The organism is Halomonas sp. 3D7M (assembly GCF_014897885.1).
GTDB lineage: Bacteria > Pseudomonadota > Gammaproteobacteria > Pseudomonadales > Halomonadaceae > Vreelandella.
The window spans coordinates 3,966-26,065 of record NZ_JABUZF010000165.1 but is presented as its reverse complement, the minus strand read 5'-3'; the positions used below and the strand labels follow the sequence as shown (position 1 = coordinate 26,065).

Genomic DNA, 22,100 nt, shown 5'->3' with positions numbered 1-22,100 from the left:
CCGCCAATGCCGATGTTTAGCAGCAGATAATTGCCTGGCTCGGGGCCTGCGGCGTTAATCGCTACCTGCCAGCCCCAGAACACCAGCGGCGCGAGCGCCGCCAGGAAAACGCCTACCCGCCACAGTAACCATACCCGTGGTGCAGCCATTAGTAGTGCTTCCTTAAATCCATACCAGCATATAGCTCGGCAACCTCGTCGGCATAGCCGTTGAACATCTGGGTATCAATGGTATTAGCGTTGAACAGGCTGTTGGGAAGCCGCCGCTCGGTGGCTTGGCTCCAGCGTGGGTGGTCAACTTGTGGGTTAACGTTGGCGTAGAAGCCATACTCATCGGCGGCGATTCGTTGCCAGGAATTGACCGGCTGCTCTTCCACCAGTGAGATACGCACAATCGATTTAATGCTTTTGAAGCCATACTTCCAGGGCACCACCAGCCGCAAGGGTGCGCCGTTTTGGTTGGGCAGTTCACGGCCATACATGCCCATGGCGAGCAGTGTTAGCGGGTTCATAGCCTCGTCTAGGCGTAAACCTTCCACATAAGGCCAGTCGATTATCGAGAACGAAGAGCGCTGGCCAGGCATTTGCTCTGGGTCCACCAGGGTTTCAAAGCGCACGTACTTGGCTTTGCTGGTGGGATCGGCACGTCGAATCACCTCCGCAAGGGGGATGCCAAGCCAGGGAATTACCATCGACCACGCCTCTACGCAGCGCAGGCGGTAAATGCGCTCTTCAAACTGCGCAGGCTTAGCGAAGTCTTCTAGGGCAAAGCGCCCGCCGTTATTCACTTCACCATCGACCACCACGCTCCAGGGCTGGGTTTCCAGGCTGCCTGCATGGCGGGCGGGGTCGCGTTTGTCGGTGCCAAACTCAAAAAAGTTGTTGTAGCCGCTGGCATCGTCAAAGGGGGCGATTTTATCTTTATCAGGGTCGCTGGGGGTGATCGCTCGCCATTGGGTGTCGCTGATTTTTTCCTTCAGCCAGGCTGGGGCATCGCCTTCCGGCACATCAGCATAATCTTCGTTGGCGCGGACGTGGCCGGAGAGGGCAAGCCCCGCGCCTAAGCCCGCCATGCCCCCCATAAAGCGCCGTCGGGAGAGGTAAATAGATTCCGGTGTTACATCGGATTCGTGTAAATCACTCGGTTTGGCTATCTTTATAAGCATGTGGTATCTCCACTCGCTATGGGGAAAGGGTGTGACTACTGTGACCAGTTTGCATGAGAGTTATCACAACCAACTCTCTAGGTTATTACGTATTTATAACGTTGGGGGGCGAGGGGGCGGTGGGTAACCGTATGCAGAACGATGCCCCGCCACTGGCTAGGTTTTCGACGCCGATATCACCGCCCTGAAGCGTCATGATTCTGCGCGCAATCGCTAGCCCTAGCCCTGCATGGCCAACGCCACTAGAGGTTTCGCCACGATAAAACGGGTCAAAGATATGCGGTAGATCCTGTTCCGCAATGCCTGGGCCGCTATCTTGTATGCAAACCTGTGGTTCTCCATTCATTTGACTAAGCACAACGTCGATTTGGCCGCCAGCGGGGCTGTAGGCAATGGCGTTGCTGATTAAGTTGTCCAGCACACGTTCGGTCATCGCTAGGTCGGCGTACGCGGTTGGCAGTGCTGGGTTGCCACTTAACGTTAGCGCCAAGTGGTTGTCGCGTGCAGCTTGGTCGTGCTTCTGCACCACGTCATGGACCAGCTCCGCTAGCGGGAAGGGTTCTGGCACCGGCTGTTTCTCTCTTGCCTCAAGGGCGGCAAGCTCGAAGAGCTCATCCACTAAGCGGCTTAACCGACGGCCCTCTTTGAGGGCAATGTCGAGAAAGCGATCTTGTTCTTGGGGGCTGAGACGATCACGTCTTAATTTCAGGCTTTCGATATAGCCTTGCATGGAGGCTAGCGGGGTGCGTAGGTCGTGGGATACCTGGGCGATCAAACGACGGCGCTGGGCATCTTTTTCTGTCAGTTGTTCGATCTGGGTGGCAATCCGGCGAGCCATGTCGTCGAAGGTAACGTCCAGATAGTCGATCTCGTCACGCACCACGGACTGTTTGTCGTGCCATCTGTTATCGAGTTGGGACTGGCTCATGTCGCTGTTCTCGAACGCTTCTACTCGCCGTGTTAATGATCTCAGGCGGCGAGTCAGCAGGCGGAAAATAGTCAGTCCTGCGAGCATCGCCACTGTTAGGCTGACCAGCAGCGCCCAGGCGCTCATTTCCAGTAGTTTGCCACCACGGGCCATGGTTTCCGCCGCGTCGTACTCTTCACCCCGTAACACGACATATAGATATCCTTCGGGGTTGTCTGCTGTTGGCACTGGGGTAACGGAAAAGACTTTCTGCCGGTCATGGCTGCGAGGGTCGTCGCCCAATATTGGATAAAGGCTCATGTCAGCCATCAGCCTGCGTATGGGGGCCATCGAGACTTGCTTGCGTTTAATCTTCGCTGGATCTGCTGAATAAGACAGAATGGTGCCATCCAGCCCTAGCAGGTAGATCTCGATGCTGGGATTAATGGCCATGTAGAGTGCGAACAGTTCTTCCAGGGCGCTACTATCAAGCTGCCCGTTGCTGACTAGGTTTCTGTCTGACACTAGATTTTTGGCCAGATTCTGGTGTAACGCCTGATTGACCGAAGCGTTGTATTCACGCAGCGAATAGAGGCTGATGAAGGTATATAGCAGGCCGACGACGAGCAATAACAGAAACAAGCCTAAGGCTAGCCGAGTATAGAGTGTTTTCAGCATAACTTATTCGCGGAAGCGATAGCCCACCCCCCAAACGGTTTGGATAAACACCGGGTCAGCGGGATCTGCTTCGATCTTGCCCCGTAAGCGGTTGATATGGGTATTGACGGTATGCTCGTAACCTTCGTGGCTGTAGCCCCACACAGTGTCGAGCAGTTGGATACGGCTGAATACCCGACCTGGGTGGCTGGCAAAGTGCCATAACAGGTCAAATTCCCGGGCGGTGAGTTCGACAGGCTGATCTTTTATAAACCCCCGCCGACGCAGCGGATCAATGCGCAGCCCGTCGGTGATTAATTCTTGCTGGCTGGGTTGCGTGACGGTGGCAGATGCCATGGCATCTACGCGTCGGAACAAGGCTTTCACCCTTGCCGATAGTTCAGCCACACTGAAAGGCTTGGTGAGGTAATCATCCGCCCCCATTTCCAGACCTAGTACGCGATCAAGCTCCGTACTTTTGGCGGTTAGCATCAGTACCGGAACGTAACCTGGGCCGGAGCGAATTTCGCGGCAAATCGACAGCCCATCCAGGCCGGGCAGCATCAAGTCGAGAATTACTAGATCGATACCCCCTTCACGAAAACGTTCAAGCCCGGTATCACCCCGTTCACAAAGAACGGGGTTCATACCAAGCTCGGCCACATGCATGCGGACGAGCTCACCGATACCCGGGTTGTCCTCAATAATCAGTACGTTTCGTGTCATAGGTATCCCAGCTTTTGAGTGCTCAGATTAATAGTGTGGCAGAAGCTTATATGTCCTCGTCTTACATGTCCTCGTCTTGCATTTCCATGTCTTTCTCCATTTCCATGCCATCGTCAGACATGCTGTCATCATGCATATCCCCGTCCATAGAACCGTCCATGGAGTCGTCCATCGCGTCGGACATATCATCCATCGCCATATCGCTTTTTCCCATTGACTCATGCTCCATTGGCGCACTCTCCATAGACTGAGACATGTCGTCTTCCATCATGCCTTCTTCGGACATCATGTCATCGGCGTGGCTAGCCGTTGCCATTAGGCTAAATAAGCAGATGGCAGTGACTGTAGTAAGCTTATTCATAGAGGTCTCTCCCCAAGATTTAAGCCTGCCTAACTGACAGGTTCAAAATCTAGCCTAGATGCTCACCATCACAGGCGGGTCACGGGGTGATAAAGAGTGTATCGCGCAAAGTTCACAAATGTGTCACGGGGACTCTAACGATAGGGCGATGTTTGTAATAACGCTTCCCCTTATTTCAACAAGTGTGTTTCAGCAAGGAGAGCGCTCATGGCCACTACACGCCGTAAACTCATGTCGTTAATTGAGCAGGGAGTGATACCTCCTGAACAAGTGCCGTTAGCGGTTAAGGTGGCGGGACTACATCCGTCGCCCCACGCCTGGGCACTGTTGATTGACCGGCTGCTGCTGTGGCTGGGTGGCTTGGCACTGGCTTGCGCGGTGCTGTTTTTCGTGGCTTTCAATTGGTCGGACATGGGCCGCCTGCCACGCTTTGCGTTAGTGCAGGCCGCGTTGGTGTTGGCGGCAGGCATAGCGGTGTGGGGTAGCGCGAGCGTGATGCTTTTTCGCGTGGCGTTAGCCGCGGCGTTTCTGTTGATAGGCGTACTACTGGCGCTGGTTGGTCAGGTTTACCAAACGGGTGCTGACCCATGGCAGCTGTTTTTCCTTTGGTGCCTGCTTAGTTTGCCGTTGGTATGGATCGCTCGTTTTGATGCCCTTTGGGTGGCATGGCTAGGACTTTTGAACCTATCAGTGTGGCTGTATAGCAGCACTTGGGGCGGCATTTTAGGCAGTGTGTTCTTGGCTGATAATGCCGGTTTATGGGGGCTGGTGCTGATCAACTTAGCGGCTCAAGTCGTCTGGGAGTGGGGCGTGCAGCGCCGAGGTTGGCCGGGGCGTTGGGCAATTTGTTTGTTGGCGCTGGGTAGCGGCGTGCCGCTGACGCTACTGATGATGGCGTGGGTGAGTGGGGAAACGCATGCGTTGACACCGATTGTGGCGGTTTACCCCGTGTGGTTGGCAGTGCTGTATGGCGTTTATCGTCAGTGGCGGCTTGAGCTATTTATGTTGGCAGGGGGCTGCGTCTCGCTGATAGCGGTGGTCACATTGCTACTCGCACGCTACGTATTATGGGAAGGCCAATGGAATGAAGGCGGCTTGCTGTTGCTGGCAGGTGCGGTCTTTGCCATGGGGGCGGCAGCGGTGATGTGGCTGAAGCGATTAAACGCGGAGGAGGCGTCATGAGTCAGTCTATGAGTACGTTAAAGCAGCGATTAACTCAGGCTGGCATTGCGCTAAATGAGCCTTCATCTACAACGCCGCTGGAATCACCCTGGTTTGTGCGGGTTCTGCAGGCGTTTTCCGGCTGGTTAGCAGCGCTGTTTCTGTTGGGCTTTATTGCCACGGCAGTGGTATTTGTACTGGAAAGCTCAGTGGCTTCTCTTGTCGTAGGCAGCCTGTTGATTGGCGGGGCATTTGCGCTACTACGCGCCGCACGAAGCGATGTGTTGGAGCACATGGCGCTGGCGTTTAGCTTAGCTGGGCAATTATTAGTAGCCTGGCCAGCGGTCGAGATGTGGGGTGTTTCCGCAAGCCTATGGTGGGTACTGCTGGCGCTACAGTGCTCGCTGGCGCTGATCATGCCGAGCCAGGTTCACCGCAGTATGTCGGCGTTTTTAGCAAGTTTAGCGTTAACGATGGCGTTGGCAGCCAATGGACTGGCACCGGTGGCGATTGGCATGGTGGTGCTGGTGCTGACACTGCTCTGGTTGAATGAATGTCGTTGGCCTGGGCGCATAGGGGCGGTTCAGGCATGGGGGGCTGGCCTGTTAATGGGAGTGTTGGTGCTTCAAGGGCAGGCGTACTCTAACCAGCTTGCCTGGCTTTACGATTCAGACGCTCAGTGGTTTGACCCATGGCTTGCCAGTTGGCTGAGCACTGCTTTGGTGGCGTTGGCCTTAGTGTGCGTTATTCATCAGGCATTTCGTCAGCATTCTCAGCCTGCCATTGTGCAACGCTTGGTGATTTATGGCGCAGTCGCGCTAGTGGCGGTGGTATCAGTGTATATGCCGGGGCTTGGCGCTGGGGTTACCGTACTATTGCTCGGATTTACGCTTGGTCACCGGGTGCTGATGGGAAGCGGTATTTTGTTACTACTGATGGCGGCTAGTAATTATTACTACTGGCTGGAGGTGACGCTGTTGATGAAATCACTCATGTTGCTGGCAATGGGGGCGTTGCTGTTATCCATTCGCTGGGGACTGAAGCGTTGGTGGCTAAACCGATGGTTAACAGTGCATAAGCCCATGCCGCTAGGAGATGCTAATGAGCCGTAACGTGAAGCGAAACCGCTGGATAGTCATTGTTGCCACTGCTGTTGTGCTAGCGGTGGTTAACTGGGCCATTTGGCAGAAAGAGCATCACCTGGCCGAAGGTGAGATTGTTTATTTGGAGCTTGCTCCGGTTGATCCGCGCTCGTTAATGCAGGGTGACTACATGGCGCTAAGCTTTGCCTTGGCTAACCGTATTCGTATGCAGCGTGCAATTGATCGCCACGAAGAGGCGGATGGAAATGCCATGCAAACGGCAGCCAATGACAGCGTGGTGGTTCGTTTGGATGAAGCATCAATCGCCCACTTCCAACGCTTGGATGATGGCACGCCGCTAGGCGATGACGAAAGACGCTTACGCTACCGGTTGCGCAATGGGAACGTGCGCTTTGCTACGGATGCATTTTTCTTTCAGGAAGGCCACGCTGAGCGTTTTGAGCTCGCCCGTTATGGTCAGTTTCGAGTCAACGAGCACGGCGAGCTGCTACTAGTCGCGCTATATGACGAAGAACTCAAGGCGCTGGGCGAAATGGAGCGGTGATGCGTGTATTAGCGTTCCATTCCAATGGCTGCGTATCGTTCGGCAAGAAAGTCTAACAGTGCTCTGACAGAGGGCAGCAAGCCTCGACGGGAAGGATAAACCGCATGAATAACTTCCCGTCGAGGCTCCCATTCAGGCACTACTTGCACTAGCTTATTTGAGGCCAACGAATCGCCTAGCATTAAACTTGGAAGTTGCACCACACCAACGCCAGCCAGTGCTGCTCTATAAAGTGCGGTCATATCAGTGGTAATAAACCGTGGCGAATGCTCAATTTGGCACTCTTCACCGTCGCGTTGAAGGTGCCAAGTGTGAGCTTCCTCTGGCCTTGCTCTGCTTAGACTAGGCAGTTTGCTAAGATCGTTGGGCGTTGATGGCATGCCGTGTTGTTCAATCAGTATTGGGCTTGCTACCAAGCATTGCCCGCGATCCGATAGTACCTTCAGAACAAGCTCGCTATCTTCTAAAGGAAAGGGGCGGGCGCGGAGTGAAATGTCAAAACCCTCAACAAACGGGTCAATACGGCGGTTAGTTCCTTCCAGATGTATCAGGACATCTGGGTAGAGCACCATGAAATCAGCCAGTATTGCACTGACGTGAAAGCTCAATAGCCCCGTGGGACAACTGATGCGGATGGTACCGCAGGGCACTTGTTGGGTTTCTTCGATGAACTGCTGGGCCGCTTCAGCTTCCACTAGCATGGCTTTGCAGTGCTGGTAGTAGCGTTGGCCAATATCAGTGAGTGTTAGGTGGCGGGTCGAACGGTGCAACAAGCGCACGTTAAGCTGACTTTCTAACTCTCCCACTCGTCTGCTTAATTTTGATTTGGCAATGCCCAGCGCACGGCCCGCTGGAGAAAACCCTCCATGGTCGACTACCTTCACAAAATAATAAAGATCATTCAGATTAGGGGGCGTCATGTGTTCTCCCTGTGCAACGCTGTGTCTTAATTTTCTATCTAATCATCGAGTCAGCGAACTACTAAACTCTGTATGGCATGCGCAAGAGCTGTTGGATCTGTGTTTTCCAAAAGCCCACTCAGGCTAATAGATAAAGGAGTATGTCATGGCTAACCCCTATGTTCGTCTCGATAAAGATAACGCTGCCGTTCTTTTAGTAGATCACCAAACTGGGCTGTTGTCCTTAGTTCGTGATATTGACCCTGATCGGTTCAAAAATAACGTACTGGCGCTTGCTGACTTGGCGAAATACTTTGGTCTGCCAACGATTCTTACCACAAGCTTCGAAGATGGGCCTAATGGGCCGCTGGTACCTGAATTAAAAGAGATGTTTCCAGAGGCGCCTTACATCGCACGCCCTGGACAAATTAATGCCTGGGATAACGAGGACTTCGTAAAAGCGGTTAAGGCGACGGGTAAGAAACAGCTGATTATTGCGGGCGTGGTGACCGAGGTATGTGTGGCTTTCCCGGCGCTTTCCGCACTTGAAGAAGAGTTTGATGTGTTCGTGATCACCGATGCATCGGGGACCTTTAACGAACTTACCCGTGATGCTGCTTGGGACCGCATGAGTAGCGCCGGTGCCCAGTTAATGACCTGGTTTGGTGCTGCCTGCGAACTTCATCGTGATTGGAGAAATGATATTGAAGGCCTAGGGGCGCTCTTTTCTAATCATATCCCCGACTATCGCAACTTAATGAATAGCTACAGCACTTTGACACAATCCTCTGATAAGAAGTAAACCATGCTCATGACTGGGGGCAGGTAGGCCCCTGGTCATTGCTTGCAAGGATGGCATTAATCCGTTGTCCATCAATTATGGAATACCACCATGCCCCCTGAACATAGTGCAGAGTCACCCGAAGAGTCCGGTGCGCTAACACTGAAGATATGTCATCGCGTGAAACCCGAGGCGCGGGCTGAGTATGAAGCATGGTTAAAAAAAATCATCCATGTGGCGGGTCAGTATCCTGGTCATCTTGGCGTGCATATTCTTCGTCCTGCTGAGGGGCACCATGATTATGAAATAGCGCTTAGGTTTGCCTCCCATGCTGAAGCCGGGAGATGGCTTGAGTCTGCCGAACGAAAGGCGTTGATCAATGATGCGTTACCGGCCTTTCGGGAAGAGGAAGTCATCCAGATTCAAAGCGGTATCGATTACTGGTTCTCGCCACCTAATGCACCTGTTAACAAACAGCCTGTGCGCTGGAAGCAGTGGCTTGTTACAACCTCGGTTATCTGGCCTCTCACCATGTTGGTTCCGTTTCTTTGGGGGCCGCTTTTCGCGTTATTTCCCTGGTTGAATACATGGGGTATTCGCCACGGTGTTGTTGCTGCCAGCGTGGTCGGGCTGGTGGTCTATGTGGTGATGCCCCGTGTGGTGCGTCTAGTCGCGTCATGGATGTTTCGCTGATATCTATTAAGTTATAGCAATAGGCCCTTGGCTGGGTAACGTGCAATATAAGAAGGAGAAGGCGATGTCTGATACACCTGCAAGCCCCTTTACCATTGAACATGAAACCAGCGATACCAAGGGACGCTATGTGCTCGCTTAACGAGTATTCGACACTTTCCTGCCTCTCACTTCTGGAGAAATTCCTATGAGCTGGATGCCCGATATTGAGCCTAAATGTCCTTCCGCAGGCAACCTACACGATATTGAAACACTGATCGTACCTCGTGCACACGACCTAGGTGGCTTTGAGGTACGACGTGCGCTTCCCGCGCCCAAGCGCCAGATGGTTGGCCCGTTTATTTTTTTTGATCAGATGGGGCCCGCTGAATTTCTTAGAGAGGATGGTATCGATGTTCGTCCTCATCCCCATATTGGACTTGCTACGGTCACTTACTTGTACCAGGGAGAGTTCCAGCATCGGGACAGTCTGGGGACTAATCAGATGATTCATCCTGGGGCGGTTAATTGGATGGTTGCTGGTAATGGCGTGACCCATTCCGAGCGTACTAGCCCCGCTACACGTCAGAATAAGCACTCCCTGTTTGGTATTCAGACGTGGGTGGCATTGCCTGAAGCATACGAAGATAAACCCGCCAGCTTTGCGCACCATGGGCAGGAGACATTGCCGCTGCTTAAAGGTGAGGGTAAAGAGGTTCGTTTGATTCTGGGTACGGCATGGGGTGAACAGGCGCCTGTACAGACCTTTTCGGAGATGTTCTATGCGGATGCAGTTCTCCAGCCAGGTGCTAAGCTTCCTTTGCCAGATGGCCACGAAGACCGTGGGCTCTATGTAACGTCGGGTAGCGTTAGTATTGCAGGGGATATCTTTGATGCGGGACAAATGATGGTTTTCCGCCCGGGTGACCCCATTACCGTAACTGCGGGCGAAAGCGGAGCTCGGCTAATGCTGCTCGGCGGCGAAACGCTCAATGGACCACGCTATATCTCCTGGAACTTCGTGGCGTCTTCCCGGGAAAAATTAGCGGCTGCTAAGCAGGCGTGGATGGAAGGTGACTTCGAGCATGGGCGATTTAAATTGCCGCCGGGGGACGATGAAGAATTCATTCCTTTTCCAGACCAGCAGCGTAATTAATTCGTAGCGGAAGGGCTGGCTATTAAGCCAGCCCAATTGTTACTTCAATAGTAATTACTTCAACAGTAGCTGCTTGAAAAGTTGCTGCTTAAATAGCGACGTCATTAGCTTGGCATGTGGCCAAAGCGGCCGTTGTTAAAGTCTTCTATCGCTTCAATGATGTCACGTTCGCTATTCATCACAAACGGCCCATGACCTACCACTGGCTCATTGAGCGGCTCGCCACTCAGCAGCAACAGGGTTGCGTCATTATTGGCTTCAAGTGTCAGCGCGTCACCCGCTCTTGAAAGCTCGGCTACTTGCGCGTCACGCAGTACCTCTTCGCCATTGACTTGAACCGTCCCTTTTAGCACGACCAGCAGGGTTGTCCATCCATCCGGCTGCGTCAGCGTGGTTGTCTGGCCACCGTTTAGTCGCACATCCCATACGTTCATCGGTGAGAACGTCTGTGCTGGGCCCGCGTGGGCCTTACGGTTGTCATCTATATAGCTGCCGGCGATCACGCGGACGCTCCCAGCTTGATCAGGTAGCGCTGCCACAGGAATCTGGGCATTAAAAATTGCCTGATAGCCTGGCGTCGCCATTTTGTCTTTAGCGGGTAAGTTTACCCACAGCTGAACCATCTCTAGTGTACCGCCTTGCTCTGTAAACGCGGGCGAATGAAACTCATCGTGCAGGATACCCGCACCCGCCGTCATCCACTGCACGTCGCCTGGGCCAATTACGCCGCCTTTGCCCGTTGAGTCGCGGTGCGCCACTTCTCCTTGGTAGACAATCGTGACGGTTTCAAACCCGCGGTGCGGGTGTTGCCCGACACCACGTGGCCGCGTGGTGGGAGTAAAGTCGGCGGGCCCAGCATAGTCCAGTAACAAAAAGGGACTCAACTGCTCGGAGCGTGGGCCATAGGAGAACAGCGAACGCGCCGGAAAGCCGTCACCCACCCAGTGAGGGCGTGGAGCGCTGGTAACACCTACTAACTTTTTCATCGTTTCTCCTTAAAGAGTACGTTGCTGGTTAAGAAGGGTACGTGTTAAGTGAAGCATGTAATAGATAGTGCAACTGAGACTCAGTGTTGCAGTGTTGGAACACTAGATGCTTGCTGGATTGAAGAACGTCGTCTGTACTTTGCTCAACCACTGGCATGGATGCACTGTGTTCAGCGCAGGGCTGGCGGTTTTATTGCCAGTTAGTGGCTGGTTGTTTGGCTCACTTACTTTTAATGACAAGGTTGGTATGAAAAAAAACAGCTTGTGGCCTGTGTGGGTTGTGCTGGTTGTCACTTTGGTGTTTTCCAGCGTTAGCACAGCGCAAACTCAAGGAGATGAGAGCGAAAATGAGCGGTGGTTCGCTATTGACTCGCTTAACGCAGGGCTAGGAGAGGTGCCGGAAGAGGCTAAACGAATGTCGCCACGGGAAGCGGTCCGTAGCTTTTTAACCTTCACCGAAAGTGGCAATTACGCCTCAGCCGCGCATTTGCTTAATCTAAACGGCATTGATCCAAGTGAGCAGCAGGCGAGGGGAGCTGAGCTTGCGAGGCAGTTAGCGGAGGTACTAAAGCGTGGTGAGTGGCTAAATGCCTCGAATCTGCCGGCTCGCCAAGACGCAGCGATTGAAGACGCTTCTGGTCAGAACCCTTTAGCGGGTTCGCCACGACGAAATATAGAGCTGGCAGCATTAAAAGTAGAAGGACAGGCTTATGATGTTCGGATAGGGCGTTATCGAATCAATGAAGAAGATCCTGTTTGGCTAGTAATGCCAGAGAGTGTGTCGTCTATTCCAGCTCTCTATGAAGAGTATGGGCCTTCAATGCTAGAAAGCTATATTCCAGAACGGCTGAAGGCATCGTTTGGCATACTAAAAATTTGGGAATGGTTAGCGATCCCGGTTTTTTTAATCGCCATTGGCACGGTAGGCATGGTGACTTACTACGTTGTTGGGCTAGTGGCACGTATTCTGCCTTCAGGCGTGTCTACTATTTTCGCCGATCAAATTGGCGTGCCCATGGCGATGATTGTTATGTCGCTGGTAACGCAGATGTTGCTGGACTACGTTGTATCGTTTTCCGCCATTGTGACGACGACGTTCCGCGTATTGTTGATCTCAATTATGGCCTGGGGTGCTGGTACCATTGCACTACGCTTGATCGACACGATCATGCTGCGCATGACACGGCGCTTAGTCGGGGAAATTGACGATACTAAGCCTAAAGATAAACGTCGTCTGTTAACCTCGCTGTATGCTTTGCGCCGCGTGATTATCTTAATCACCGTCATTGGTGTGTCGGTTTATGTACTGGGGCAGATCCAGCTGTTTGAGTCTTTAGGCTTGTCGCTGTTGGCGTCGGCTAGTGTGCTGGCCGTACTGGTAGGTATTGCCGGCCAAGCGGTGTTAGGCAATATCCTCTCTTCTTTTCAGCTGTCGCTTGCCAAGCCTATACGAATTGGTGACTTGGTCATCTTCGAAGGGCAATGGTGCTATGTTGAGGGCATTTTTTATACCTTTATTCGACTGCGCTCCTGGGATGAACGACGTGTCATCGTGCCGGTTACCTACTTTACGTCTAAGCCGTTTGAAAACCTCTCGGTGAAGAGCACTAAAATGTACCGCTTCTTAGAGCTGACGCTGCATTTAAGCGCTGATATTTCTCAAGTGAGGGAGATGTTTTTAGCCTATGCCCAGGAAGAAGATAATGTCATTGAGCATCATAAACTGCTTTGTTATGTGACCAAGCAAACTGCCTACGCGCAAACGGTCACTTGCTATTTAATGACATCGGATCCTATGGCGGGCTGGACGGCCGAGATGAACATTCGCGAGAAAATGTTGGCCTTTATCCGCGATAACCATCCAGAGTGGTGGCCAAGAGAAGTCATGGTTATCAGCCATGAGGATATTGCACGCGGAGATGGACAAGGCAAGCGTTCACAGGACGCGGATAGCTCTGCGGATAAACCGTCTGAGTAGAGGGCAACTAGGCAGCGGCATGTGCCGCTGTCTGGAGTATCAGCTTGTGGGTATTTCATCGTGGTTCACGTTGAAATGTCAGCAGGCCATACGTCATGGTAGCGAGACCACCTCTAACGGGATATCTACGCCGAACTGCTGCAACATACGTTGGAAGGTTTCGACGTTATAGGCATCACTTTCTGTTACTAGGCCACGAATCTGTCCTGTGCCCTGTGTGCCGTTGCCTAGCCCCGCGACAATCGCTTCGGCGGGATCGAGGAAGCGGCAGTTTGGACGCGCCGACTCGAAGTAAGAACGCAACCATGGTAGATGCGTACTTGAAAGCGTCAGAGTATCGATATCAGGATTCTGTTGGAAAACGTCGTCTATAAAAGCAGTGACCGCTTGCTGAGTTGTCTTCGGGTCGAATATGAAGGCACCATTCTCGACAAGTTCCACCATGGAGGAGGCATTGATCAAGCTGACATTATCCGGATTAGGCGCATGGTGAGCGATGAATTGCTTCAGAGGTGAACTTTCGATGAGAGAATGCACCCCCATGATGCCAATCTTGCCAGTTACCGATATGGCAAGCGCTTCTGCGATAGGTGGGTAGACGCCGAACAAGGGGACCAATGTGCTTTGACGAATATCGTCCAGCACCATAATAGAGGGTGCGTTCGAGGCGATAACGATGGCGGAGGGTGTGTAGCTCTCGAGGAAACGTAGCGTACGATGCATAACTGTGAGTAGCTCATCCCGCCCTTTGCTGCCATAAGGAAAGCTCGCCCGGTCAGCGAAATATAAAATATCCTGTTTGGGAAGGCGTTTGTGTATCTCGGCAACAATGGCATAGCTACCGATACCCGCGTCGAAAACAGCGATAGGTTGGTGCATAGCAAGATCCTTGGCGTCAGCTGGTAAATCCTAATGATCCATAATGTTTAAACGCTATGGAAGCGTTATTTCCAGCGACTGCTAAAGAAGGAAAAAATCATATTTCAGGCAAGAGAGGGGAAGGGATAGCTATAGATGCACCCGTTGATCAAACGGCTGAATGCTGGCTCTAGCTTACTGCTCGTTTTTAACGATACAGCTAGCGAAAGGAAATACAAGGACGTTAGGAAATTGTCATGATGAAATCACAATTACAGGTAGTGCAGCGTTTTCTTCCCGATTGGGGCGTTACCTATGGCCCGGCAGGCGATGGCCGTTTTCCGGCGATCGCGCCCTATGCTAGTGCTGTACATAGTGCCTCAGATGTCGTTTGTGGTCTGCTAACAGCTTGCTGTTAAAAAAGCCGACTACTTTTATGTAATCGGCTGTTTTGCTTTCTTTGCAGCCCTGTAGGCTACGGTCGAACGGCGGTAACTTCAATTTCTACTAGCCAACCGGGATTGACTAGTGCATCGACGACCATGGCAGAGCGAACGGGTAGGTTAGGCTGTTCTTCGGTACCGAAGAATTGCGTGTAGCCAGCCATAAAGCCCTGGAAATCGACTGTCTCGCCCTCTGGCGCGACAAGAAACGCCTGCATTTTTATAATATCGCCTACCCCTAAACCTAGGTTTTCTAACTGCGCTTTAATGCGGTTCATTACCGTCACTGTTTGCTCTTCGGTGGTTCCAAACGCTTCTGCACTATTTGGATCGGCATCTTCATTGATGATACTAGGAACGGTGCCACTAAGATAAACCGTCGCACTGCTAGAGGGTATCTCAACCGCTTGTAGGATAGGAAAATCAGAATTGGGAATAGGGTGGCGAATAATGTCTTCCGCTAGTGCAGTGCCAGCATAGGCGGAGAGCAACGTTAGCCCGATAATAGCGTTTCTAAAACTCATCATTTAATTCCTTTTGAATTGCTTGTGGTTGAGTGAAAAAAAGTTAGCGCATACTCGCAATCTGTTCTGCACTAGCTTGGTTGTCAGTGTAATTATTGCCAAAATTGGTGCGGATAAAGTTCACTACCGAAGCAACTTGTTCATCTTCCAATAAGCCACCTAAAGCGGGCATAGCTTTATGACCGTAGATAACCAAGCTGATTGGGTAGGCAGCCGTCATTAAGTTGGGATTGTTAGCAAGCGCTGGGTATTCTCCTGCCCCTTTGGCACCTTGCCCACTGGGCATGTGACAACCGGCACAAACACCTGCATAGATGGATGCGCCGTCAGTTTGTGTCAGCATGGAAGGGTCATCGAACCAGTTGCTCGTATCAATGGAAGTCTCCTGGGCCATAAGTGGCATAGAGAGTAAGAGTGCAGTCATTGAAGTGAATAGTGTTTTCATATCGCGAACTCCTTAAGCCTCTGTAATAGTGGTGTGTAGGCGTTCGACGGCATCCAGAGCGGAGAGTACGGCCCCTTCCATCCAGGCCGGAAGATACGAAATATGCTCGCCTGCCATTAACGTTCGCCCGTCCATTACGGTGGCGTCTTGGTAGTCCGCTTCACGATCTTGCCATAGCCCATAACAGCCCAATGTCCATGGAACACGATGCCATGCCACTGAAGCGCCGGTTTTGAACTCATCGTAATATTGAGGGTGAATCTGCGATCCGTATTCCATGACCTTAGCGATTCGGTCTTCGGGAGAGAGGGCGTTAAATTGATAGGCGTAAGCACCCCATGGGTAAGCAGCTAAAAGCACGCCCGGGCCATCGCTAAACATGTTGTAGGGCGGGTAAGAAATTAGCGTAATAGGCAGGTTGGTATAGCTAATGCCGCCGTAGATGTGTTCATCCTCTTCCCAAAAGCGTCGCTTAAACTCAATGCCCGCTTTGAAGGCTGATGCGTAGGGCATGGAATCAATGATCTTGCTCATACGTGGTGAGAAGTCATGATCAATCTGGCTGAGTACCGAAAAAGGAATGGTGCAGATGCAGTAATCGGCGGTTTCTGTTTGTTCATTACTGCCGCTATCGGCGGAGACCCAAGAGGCTGTTACGCGATTACCTTCGTGGCTAATTCGGGTAACTTTAGCGTTATAAGTGATCAGCTCGCCAACTTGCTCTTCAAACCCTTTAGCAATCATGTCCATCCCACCCACTGGTTGGAAGATGGTGGACTGCATATGCAAGTTATCGCCTGTCGTTAGATTGCGCCAAAGCGTTGAATTCAGTATGTCAGAAAGGGCGTTCACTTGAGATGGCTCAGGCTTTCCATCAACGCCGCCACCTTCAGGGTGCGACCAACCGCGGAAAGAGGAAGACTCACTCCCTGTTACATAATCTAAATTGTCGTTTAGCGCCCCATAGCGTTTGAGTGCGGCAACGAGTTTTTCTGCATCTTCAGCACTAACCGCTTCATCTAGACCCTTTTGATCAACGACTTTGGCAAGTAATTCTGCGACGTGTCCTCTGAAATCAGTGGCCACCTCCTTAAAGCGTTGAGGTTTACCATTAAAGGCCTCTGAGTCATGTAGGTAGGCGTTATAATTTACCTGAATGAAAGGCTCCAGTTTAACTCCGAAGCGTTTGCAGTAATCCAATACAGCAAAATGATCTGACGGGATTCGCCAAGGGCCAGGGTTTAAGTAATTGCCTTCGGCAAAGTCGATATGCTGGGTAAATCCACCTAATTCGGTATAGCTGTCGCCTCCACGTAATGTCCAACAACGGCCTCCGGCCTTATCGCGATACTCGAGAATTTTTACGTTGTAGCCTGCATTACGCAACTCAAAGGCTGCTGTCATGCCTGCTAACCCAGCGCCTAAAATTAAAATGTTGGTATTGTCAGGGGCTCCCTGTAGGTTTAGTCGACCCCGCCAGTTAGACGGTGAAGCAAAACCCATTGTGCTCATTGCGGAATACATTGCCGCCGCCCCTGCGACTGCGCCCACCATGCCTAAAAAAGACCGACGCGTAACACCTTCTGGGTTGAATGACATTGCTACCTCTCTATGAAGTCATAGGCAGGTAACTAGAGTCCATTCAGCTTTTCAGTTTCATCCTATGCATAGCATTAAGAGCAATGTCTTAAGAGCAATGTTTTGAATTTAAGGACTAATCTGCAGGGCTCTAATTATCTAGCCGATATACGGTACATGCAGATATATGCATGTACCGTGCCAGATTTAATAACCCATTGTTTTAACTAATTTAGTTAAAGTTTATAAATGTTATAAGAATCACAAGCGTAGGTGTAAATTCCAGATTAGTGCGCGCCTTTAGGGGTTATCTCTTTTTTGGTGCGAGAAGGGGAGATCGCTTGCGGGTGAGCAGATACCAGACTTTATCCATTGCTGAACGTTACTCTCTTCAATCAGAAAGCCGTCTCGTTAGCTAAAAGCTGTGGCTGTAAGGATGGCCGTTTTAGGCAAACCGCTAATACGTAACTCAGCTAGCCAAGCCTGAATACGAAGCTTGGCTAGCTAAACGCTTTATCCTGTCGGCAACAATGACTTCTATCGAGTTGGCGAAAATCTAAGCATGGCGGCCAATCAGGGTTAAAAAGCCATCTTCATCGATAAACCCTTTATCGCCGGTGACAAACCAGCGTTGGCCATCGAGTTCTTTAATGGCGGCGGCTGTGCGTTTCGGGTCGTTTAGGTAGCCCCGCATCACCTGAGGACCGCTGATCAAAATCATGCCTGCTTCTCCGGTAGGCTGTTCCGCAAAGCTTTCCGGTTCAACGATTTTAAAGCTGGTGCCGGGGAGCGGCATGCCGACGGTACCAGCTTTACTGCCTTGCTGTATTGTCTGGTAATGAGCGCCCAACGAATCCGGTAGATTGACCGATGCCACAGGAGCGGTTTCGGTTGCCCCGTAGCCTTTATAAATTGGCTTATGGAATTTTAGGACGAAGTCGCTGCATACCTGCTCATCCAATGTTTCGGCACTGACAACGACTGCCCGTAGGCTTTCTAGCATGAGTGGGTGCACTTTGGGGCTGTGGTTTAGGTGCTGTAGAAAGTCTGATGTGCCGAACATCAGGGTAGCTTTGTGCTTGGCGACAGAGCTGGCAATACCAGCAGTGTCGTTGGGGGCCGCGTGGCAGACCAACGGCAGGCCTTCGATAAGTGGCAGCAGTTGGGTAACGGTGAGACCAAAGGCATGAAACAGCGGCAGCGAGCCGATCACCACATCGTCATATTGGGTATTAAGCACATCGGAGGTCTGCTTAATATTGGCCATCAGGTTGCGGTGGCTCAGCATGACGCCTTTAGGCTGTCCTTCGCTTCTACTTGGAAACACAATGGCGGCGGTGGCATTGGCATCTCTACTGCGGCAGTAAAGGCGCTGAAGCAGCCACGCAGGTAGCAGGCGAACGGCAAGCCAAGTGCTGACGCGTTCATGGCGTCGGATATCGGCTTGTAGGTCTTCCAGGTAAATCGTCTGAGTATTTGCTAGCCGCTGGCTGATGTTTAACCCTTGTTGCTGGAGTTTTTCGACGAAGTGGCGCGAGGTCAGCACTGTATTGATGTCGGCTTGGGTGAGCGCCGCAGAAAACGCGTCTTCTTTCGCGGTGCCATTGGGTCTGTCGTTAAAATGATAGTTGAGGCTAACCAGTGTTTTTCCAGCCAGAAGTGTTGCCATATTGGCCAGTGCACCCGCGCTGCTATTGGGCAGCAGTAGGCCCACGTTTTGCTCAGGGGTTAGCGTGTGGATGCGCTTTGCAATATGCAGACTGGCGGTAAGTGCTTGGCCTGCCGTCAGCGGGTGGCTAAGGGTATCAGTGAGTGCTTGTGCGCCAAGGTTACGCTTCACGCTACGAATCCAGGCGTCGGGCAGCGAGGGCAGCTCATCGATAGCATGTTGCCACGAGTTAGTTGCTTGTTCGAAGATGCGCCGTTTGAGCACGTCGGCCGGGGTGTCTTTAGGCAGCGGCTTGCCAAACGCAACGACGACTGAGCGATGGAGAGGCGCGTTACGCAGCTCTTTGAGTTTGCTGGATGAGCGAGAAAACTGGCTACCCCACAGGCCGCGCAAGTAAAACGGCACAATACGTACCTCTGGGTTCGCCAGCTTACACGCGCGTTCATAGCCTCGGCGCAGCTCGCCTAGCTGGCCGTTGCGGCTGATCGCGCCTTCGGGGAACAGGCATACCACTTCACCGTTATTCAGCTGTTCGGCAACCGCGGCTAGGGCGTTTTCGGCTCCTGCGCCCCGTTCGATAGGAATACAGCCCAGCGCCTTAAAAAACCAGCGCAAATACCAACGCTGATAAATATCCTTCAGCATGACAAAGCGCACGGGGCGAGGGCTGGCAATTTGCACCATTGCCCAGTCTACCCAGCTGATATGGTTGCCAAGCAGCAGCACGCCGCCTTGGGCGGGCAGGTGCTCTAACCCATGAACATCAACACGATAGCGGCGGGTGAGCAGAAAACTGAGTAGAAAGCGTACTAAGCTTTGCGGCAATTTGAAGATAGTGTAGCCACCGCCCACCATGGCAACGGTCGCCACGAGCAGCAACAGGTAGTGGCTATCTACACCTGCCAGGGCAAACAGCGCGGTAAGCGCCAAGAAACCCAGCATAGACAGATTCTGAATCCAGTTATTAGCAGCCAACACAGTGCCTAGTTCATGGTCTGCCGCATGAAATTGAATCAGTGCATTGAGCGGTACAATGAATAACCCGCCCATCATGCCAATAAATACAAAGTTCAGCGCTTGGCTGATGGGGGTGGTGAGCAGTGGCAGGCACCACAGACCCACCGCAACGCCGACAGCGCCTAATGGAATCAAACCGGTTTCAATACGGTTACGCGACAGCTTGCTGGCAAGCAATGATCCTAACGCAATCCCAATACCGCTAGCGGCAAGAATTCCTTGCAGTACTAAGGTGTTATCAATGCTGAGTGCATCTTTGGCGTAGGCGGGAAACGCGGCGAGCAGCACCTGGCCCACCGACCAGAAAGTCGCAAGACCGATAATTGACAGCCGCAGCACCGGTTGGCGGCCCAGAATGCTCAGGTTGTCTTTGAGTGCGCTGCCTTTGATATAGCGCTGCCAGGTGAGCGGGGTCGTCGAGGGCTGTGCGTTATCCGGTTTCAAGCGATACAGTGCCATCACTTGTATAACGCTGTTCAACACCAGCAGCCAGCCCAGCGGCGCAATGCTGCGTAATAGCTCGCCGGGTGTTTGGGCGCTGGGCAAGATCCAGCTTTCAAACAGCGCGGTAAAGGCCACGGTGCCTGCCAAAATGGCACCAATGGTGACGGCCTGGATAAGTCCGTTAGCTTCTGCCAAGCGGGGTTTGCCAAATAGCCCTTTCACCAAGCCATACTTTGCGGGGGAGTAAAAGGCTGACTGAATTGCCAGTATTAGCGTCATGGCAAACGCCAGCCAAAACCAGCCTTGGTAATAAGCGGCGGTGATGCCCAGTGAAACAGCGACAGCGGCCCAGGCGGAAACCCGGAGAATGCGAACTTTGGGGTAGCTATCCGCCACATGACCTGCGGGGCTGAACAGTAAAATAAACGGCAAAAGGATAAGCCCATTGACCAATGCCGTCAGTACCACCTGGGTTTCGCCATCGTAGCTTTTAAAAATCGTGTTTTGAATGACGATTTTATGCCCTAAATCCACAAAGGCATTCAAGAAAATGGCAATCAGGTAGGGCCAAACACCCGTGATGCGTAGTAAAGGTTGCATGAAATGACGCCTTATAAACCAGAAGTTAGGGCACTTTCGGTAAATGGGGTTAATGTTGCAACTCTGGTGGTTCAAGTTGTGTTATTTGGGCTTTACGGTATCGTTATACGCTACTTTATATGTCTGGAGGTTGTGTGTCTCAGACAAGCGCGCTTATTGATACCTTAAAACGCCAGCTGCGCTCCCAGGGGAAAACCTACGCTGATGTGGCGTTATGGCTTGGGTTGAGCGAGGCCTCGGTCAAACGGCTATTCGCTGAGCAGCACATCACCCTAGAGCGGCTAGAGCGTATTTGCGATCAGCTTAACCTGGAATTTGCTGAGTTGGTGCAATCCATGCAAGAGGAAGAGCACCGTTTGCAGGAGCTGACCCAGGCGCAGGAGCAGAGCATTGTCGATGATCGTGAGCTGTTCTTGGTCGCTGTGTGTGTGATTAACGGCTATCGGTTTGATGAAATTCATCACCAGTACCAGCTCAGTGAGGCGCAGTGCACTCGGCAACTGCTGGCGCTAGAACGGCTAAAGCTGATTGATCTATTGCCGGGTAATCGAATCCGGCGGCGTGTGGCCGCGAATTTTCGTTGGCGGCCTGGCGGCCCCATTCAGCGTTTTTTCCAGCAATATATTGCCACAGAGTTTTTTCAGTCCCGTTTCGATAGCGACAGCGAAAAGCTAATTGTGCTGAATGGCCTGCTTTCTCATGCGGGTAATGCTGAATGGCAACAAACGATGCAGCGGCTGGCAAAAGAGTTTCACGCCCTGTGTGAACGCGAAAGCGGGCTGCCCATTAATCAGCGCTTTGGTACCACCTCAGTGCTGGCTGTGCGTCAGTGGCAATATGCGTTGTTCCAGGGCTATAAGCGGTAAGGCTAGGTTCGACATGCCACGCGGCTATCACGATGTATTGCGAAAGAGTGCTGCTTCCTGCGCTAGCCACTCGGTAAAGCGGCCCACCGCAGGTGGCATTTCCCCATCAGGAGGCAAAATCAAATCATAGGCGAAGGGGGAAATGAGGGGATAGTGCTCTTCAAAAGGGCGCACTAAAACACCGCTTGCAAGCCGGTCGGCAACGAGTGGGTAGCTGGCAAGTACCACGCCTTGGCCGGCAATGGCTTGATCTAAGGCCAGGCTATAGAGCGAATATTGGCGCTGGTTAGGCATTTTACTTATCGCTATCCCAACCGCTTTGAACCAATCGCTCCAGCCTGGGATGTGGCGCTGGTTGGCATGGGTACACCAATCCACGGTGAGTAGCGTCTGTGTTAGTAAGTCGCTGGGCGATTTTATCGTTGCCTGTGCTAATAAAGTGGGCGAGCAAACGGGAAATAGTGTGTCTTCAAAAAGACGTTGGCTAGAGACGCCTGGCCAAGGACCTTGTCCGTAGCGCAGCGATAAGCGCGCCCTGTTTGGCAGCCATAACGGTTGGG

At 52.2% G+C, this 22,100-nt stretch carries 22 protein-coding genes (1 of these 22 only partly in view); 9 read left to right on the top strand and 13 right to left on the bottom strand.

The window, feature by feature from the left end:
- Positions 1-148: 148 nt before the first annotated feature.
- The 4 genes from msrP to INT22_RS08155 form a co-directional block, all read right to left on the bottom strand.
- On the bottom strand, positions 149-1,165 hold the full coding sequence (gene msrP / locus INT22_RS08170) for a protein-methionine-sulfoxide reductase catalytic subunit MsrP (protein ID WP_193060983.1): 1,017 nt from the start codon (positions 1,163-1,165) through the stop codon (positions 149-151).
- A gap of 85 nt (positions 1,166-1,250) precedes the next feature.
- Positions 1,251-2,750: a sensor histidine kinase gene (locus INT22_RS08165; RefSeq protein ID WP_193060982.1), complete on the bottom strand. Its 1,500-nt coding sequence runs from the start codon at positions 2,748-2,750 to the stop codon at positions 1,251-1,253.
- Positions 2,751-2,753: 3 nt separating this feature from the next.
- Positions 2,754-3,455, bottom strand: a complete 702-nt coding sequence (locus tag INT22_RS08160; protein WP_193068028.1) for a response regulator transcription factor — start codon at positions 3,453-3,455, stop codon at positions 2,754-2,756.
- 61 nt (positions 3,456-3,516) lie between these two features.
- On the bottom strand, positions 3,517-3,816 hold the full coding sequence (locus INT22_RS08155) for a hypothetical protein (protein WP_193060980.1): 300 nt from the start codon (positions 3,814-3,816) through the stop codon (positions 3,517-3,519).
- Positions 3,817-4,023: 207 nt separating this feature from the next.
- Between INT22_RS08155 and INT22_RS08150 the strand changes: the two genes are divergently transcribed.
- The 3 genes from INT22_RS08150 to INT22_RS08140 are packed head-to-tail and all read left to right on the top strand — an operon-like array spanning position 4,024 to position 6,624.
- Positions 4,024-4,998 carry a DUF2157 domain-containing protein gene (locus tag INT22_RS08150; protein WP_193060979.1) on the top strand — a complete coding sequence of 325 codons (975 nt, stop codon included), beginning with the start codon at positions 4,024-4,026 and terminating at the stop codon, positions 4,996-4,998.
- Positions 4,995-6,089, top strand: coding sequence for a DUF4401 domain-containing protein (locus INT22_RS08145; protein WP_193060978.1), 1,095 nt, complete (start codon positions 4,995-4,997; stop codon positions 6,087-6,089). The genes INT22_RS08150 and INT22_RS08145 overlap by 4 nt, the downstream gene beginning before the upstream one ends.
- A complete protein-coding gene (locus INT22_RS08140) occupies positions 6,079-6,624 on the top strand; it encodes a GDYXXLXY domain-containing protein (RefSeq protein ID WP_193060977.1) in 546 nt (181 codons plus the stop codon). Before INT22_RS08145 ends, INT22_RS08140 begins: the two co-directional genes overlap by 11 nt.
- An 8-nt stretch (positions 6,625-6,632) precedes the next feature.
- On the opposite strand, the gene INT22_RS08135 is transcribed toward INT22_RS08140, so the two are convergent.
- Positions 6,633-7,544, bottom strand: coding sequence for a LysR family transcriptional regulator (locus INT22_RS08135; protein ID WP_193060976.1), 912 nt, complete (start codon positions 7,542-7,544; stop codon positions 6,633-6,635).
- Between the two features lie 145 nt (positions 7,545-7,689).
- Between INT22_RS08135 and ycaC the strand changes: the two genes are divergently transcribed.
- The 3 genes from ycaC to INT22_RS08120 all read left to right on the top strand — a co-directional run bounded on the left by ycaC (position 7,690) and on the right by INT22_RS08120 (position 10,132).
- Positions 7,690-8,325: an isochorismate family cysteine hydrolase YcaC gene (ycaC, locus tag INT22_RS08130; protein WP_193060975.1), complete on the top strand. Its 636-nt coding sequence runs from the start codon at positions 7,690-7,692 to the stop codon at positions 8,323-8,325.
- A gap of 90 nt (positions 8,326-8,415) precedes the next feature.
- Entirely contained in the window at positions 8,416-8,997 is a 582-nt protein-coding gene (locus tag INT22_RS08125; RefSeq protein ID WP_193060974.1) for an antibiotic biosynthesis monooxygenase, read from the top strand.
- A 187-nt stretch (positions 8,998-9,184) separates the two neighbouring features.
- Positions 9,185-10,132, top strand: a complete 948-nt coding sequence (locus INT22_RS08120) for a pirin family protein (RefSeq protein WP_193060973.1) — start codon at positions 9,185-9,187, stop codon at positions 10,130-10,132.
- Positions 10,133-10,236: 104 nt separating this feature from the next.
- On the opposite strand, the gene INT22_RS08115 is transcribed toward INT22_RS08120, so the two are convergent.
- Positions 10,237-11,118: a pirin family protein gene (locus INT22_RS08115; protein ID WP_193060972.1), complete on the bottom strand. Its 882-nt coding sequence runs from the start codon at positions 11,116-11,118 to the stop codon at positions 10,237-10,239.
- A gap of 247 nt (positions 11,119-11,365) precedes the next feature.
- Here INT22_RS08115 and INT22_RS08110 point away from each other — a divergent pair, with 247 nt between their 5' ends.
- Positions 11,366-13,096 carry a mechanosensitive ion channel family protein gene (locus INT22_RS08110; RefSeq protein WP_193060971.1) on the top strand — a complete coding sequence of 577 codons (1,731 nt, stop codon included), beginning with the start codon at positions 11,366-11,368 and terminating at the stop codon, positions 13,094-13,096.
- 93 nt (positions 13,097-13,189) lie between these two features.
- Here INT22_RS08110 and INT22_RS08105 read toward each other — a convergent pair whose 3' ends face one another.
- Complete coding sequence (locus INT22_RS08105; RefSeq protein WP_193060970.1) at positions 13,190-13,975, bottom strand: glutamate racemase; 786 nt, start codon at positions 13,973-13,975, stop codon at positions 13,190-13,192.
- Positions 13,976-14,211: 236 nt separating this feature from the next.
- Between INT22_RS08105 and INT22_RS08100 the strand changes: the two genes are divergently transcribed.
- Positions 14,212-14,373, top strand: coding sequence for a hypothetical protein (locus tag INT22_RS08100; protein ID WP_193060969.1), 162 nt, complete (start codon positions 14,212-14,214; stop codon positions 14,371-14,373).
- Positions 14,374-14,429: 56 nt separating this feature from the next.
- Here the strand turns inward: INT22_RS08100 and INT22_RS08095 are convergent, their stop codons facing one another.
- From INT22_RS08095 to INT22_RS08080, 4 genes are all read right to left on the bottom strand, one after another.
- Complete coding sequence (locus INT22_RS08095; RefSeq protein WP_226912518.1) at positions 14,430-14,921, bottom strand: RidA family protein; 492 nt, start codon at positions 14,919-14,921, stop codon at positions 14,430-14,432.
- Positions 14,922-14,964: 43 nt separating this feature from the next.
- A complete protein-coding gene (locus tag INT22_RS08090; RefSeq protein WP_226912517.1) occupies positions 14,965-15,366 on the bottom strand; it encodes a c-type cytochrome in 402 nt (133 codons plus the stop codon).
- A 12-nt stretch (positions 15,367-15,378) separates the two neighbouring features.
- On the bottom strand, positions 15,379-16,965 hold the full coding sequence (locus INT22_RS08085) for a flavin monoamine oxidase family protein (protein WP_193060967.1): 1,587 nt from the start codon (positions 16,963-16,965) through the stop codon (positions 15,379-15,381).
- A gap of 535 nt (positions 16,966-17,500) precedes the next feature.
- Positions 17,501-20,674 (bottom strand): acyl-[ACP]--phospholipid O-acyltransferase, encoded by a 3,174-nt coding sequence (locus tag INT22_RS08080; RefSeq protein WP_193060966.1) that lies wholly within the window; start codon positions 20,672-20,674, stop codon positions 17,501-17,503.
- 134 nt (positions 20,675-20,808) lie between these two features.
- Between INT22_RS08080 and INT22_RS08075 the strand changes: the two genes are divergently transcribed.
- Positions 20,809-21,540, top strand: a complete 732-nt coding sequence (locus tag INT22_RS08075) for a helix-turn-helix domain-containing protein (RefSeq protein WP_193060965.1) — start codon at positions 20,809-20,811, stop codon at positions 21,538-21,540.
- A gap of 27 nt (positions 21,541-21,567) precedes the next feature.
- On the opposite strand, the gene INT22_RS20490 is transcribed toward INT22_RS08075, so the two are convergent.
- Both INT22_RS20490 and INT22_RS20485 read right to left on the bottom strand, forming a co-directional pair.
- A complete protein-coding gene (locus INT22_RS20490; RefSeq protein ID WP_226912524.1) occupies positions 21,568-22,062 on the bottom strand; it encodes a LysR substrate-binding domain-containing protein in 495 nt (164 codons plus the stop codon).
- Positions 21,972-22,100: the 3' portion of a LysR family transcriptional regulator gene (locus tag INT22_RS20485; protein ID WP_226912515.1), read on the bottom strand. The gene runs 429 nt beyond the window's last position; 129 of the gene's 558 nt are visible here — the last part of the coding sequence; its start codon lies off the right edge, out of view — the gene reads right to left on this strand; the stop codon is at positions 21,972-21,974. The genes INT22_RS20490 and INT22_RS20485 overlap by 91 nt, the downstream gene beginning before the upstream one ends.

What these genes read in the sequence shown, in the direction of transcription:
- msrP (WP_193060983.1), bottom strand. Translation starts at nt 1,165, where the DNA reads ATGCTTATAAAGATAGCCAAACCGAGTGATTTACACGAATCCGATGTA.
- INT22_RS08165 (WP_193060982.1), bottom strand. Translation starts at nt 2,750, where the DNA reads ATGCTGAAAACACTCTATACTCGGCTAGCCTTAGGCTTGTTTCTGTTA.
- INT22_RS08160 (WP_193068028.1), bottom strand. Translation starts at nt 3,455, where the DNA reads ATGACACGAAACGTACTGATTATTGAGGACAACCCGGGTATCGGTGAG.
- INT22_RS08155 (WP_193060980.1), bottom strand. Translation starts at nt 3,816, where the DNA reads ATGAATAAGCTTACTACAGTCACTGCCATCTGCTTATTTAGCCTAATG.
- INT22_RS08150 (WP_193060979.1), top strand. Translation starts at nt 4,024, where the DNA reads ATGGCCACTACACGCCGTAAACTCATGTCGTTAATTGAGCAGGGAGTG.
- INT22_RS08145 (WP_193060978.1), top strand. Translation starts at nt 4,995, where the DNA reads ATGAGTCAGTCTATGAGTACGTTAAAGCAGCGATTAACTCAGGCTGGC.
- INT22_RS08140 (WP_193060977.1), top strand. Translation starts at nt 6,079, where the DNA reads ATGAGCCGTAACGTGAAGCGAAACCGCTGGATAGTCATTGTTGCCACT.
- INT22_RS08135 (WP_193060976.1), bottom strand. Translation starts at nt 7,544, where the DNA reads ATGACGCCCCCTAATCTGAATGATCTTTATTATTTTGTGAAGGTAGTC.
- ycaC (WP_193060975.1), top strand. Translation starts at nt 7,690, where the DNA reads ATGGCTAACCCCTATGTTCGTCTCGATAAAGATAACGCTGCCGTTCTT.
- INT22_RS08125 (WP_193060974.1), top strand. Translation starts at nt 8,416, where the DNA reads ATGCCCCCTGAACATAGTGCAGAGTCACCCGAAGAGTCCGGTGCGCTA.
- INT22_RS08120 (WP_193060973.1), top strand. Translation starts at nt 9,185, where the DNA reads ATGAGCTGGATGCCCGATATTGAGCCTAAATGTCCTTCCGCAGGCAAC.
- INT22_RS08115 (WP_193060972.1), bottom strand. Translation starts at nt 11,118, where the DNA reads ATGAAAAAGTTAGTAGGTGTTACCAGCGCTCCACGCCCTCACTGGGTG.
- INT22_RS08110 (WP_193060971.1), top strand. Translation starts at nt 11,366, where the DNA reads ATGAAAAAAAACAGCTTGTGGCCTGTGTGGGTTGTGCTGGTTGTCACT.
- INT22_RS08105 (WP_193060970.1), bottom strand. Translation starts at nt 13,975, where the DNA reads ATGCACCAACCTATCGCTGTTTTCGACGCGGGTATCGGTAGCTATGCC.
- INT22_RS08100 (WP_193060969.1), top strand. Translation starts at nt 14,212, where the DNA reads ATGATGAAATCACAATTACAGGTAGTGCAGCGTTTTCTTCCCGATTGG.
- INT22_RS08095 (WP_226912518.1), bottom strand. Translation starts at nt 14,921, where the DNA reads ATGAGTTTTAGAAACGCTATTATCGGGCTAACGTTGCTCTCCGCCTAT.
- INT22_RS08090 (WP_226912517.1), bottom strand. Translation starts at nt 15,366, where the DNA reads ATGAAAACACTATTCACTTCAATGACTGCACTCTTACTCTCTATGCCA.
- INT22_RS08085 (WP_193060967.1), bottom strand. Translation starts at nt 16,965, where the DNA reads ATGTCATTCAACCCAGAAGGTGTTACGCGTCGGTCTTTTTTAGGCATG.
- INT22_RS08080 (WP_193060966.1), bottom strand. Translation starts at nt 20,674, where the DNA reads ATGCAACCTTTACTACGCATCACGGGTGTTTGGCCCTACCTGATTGCC.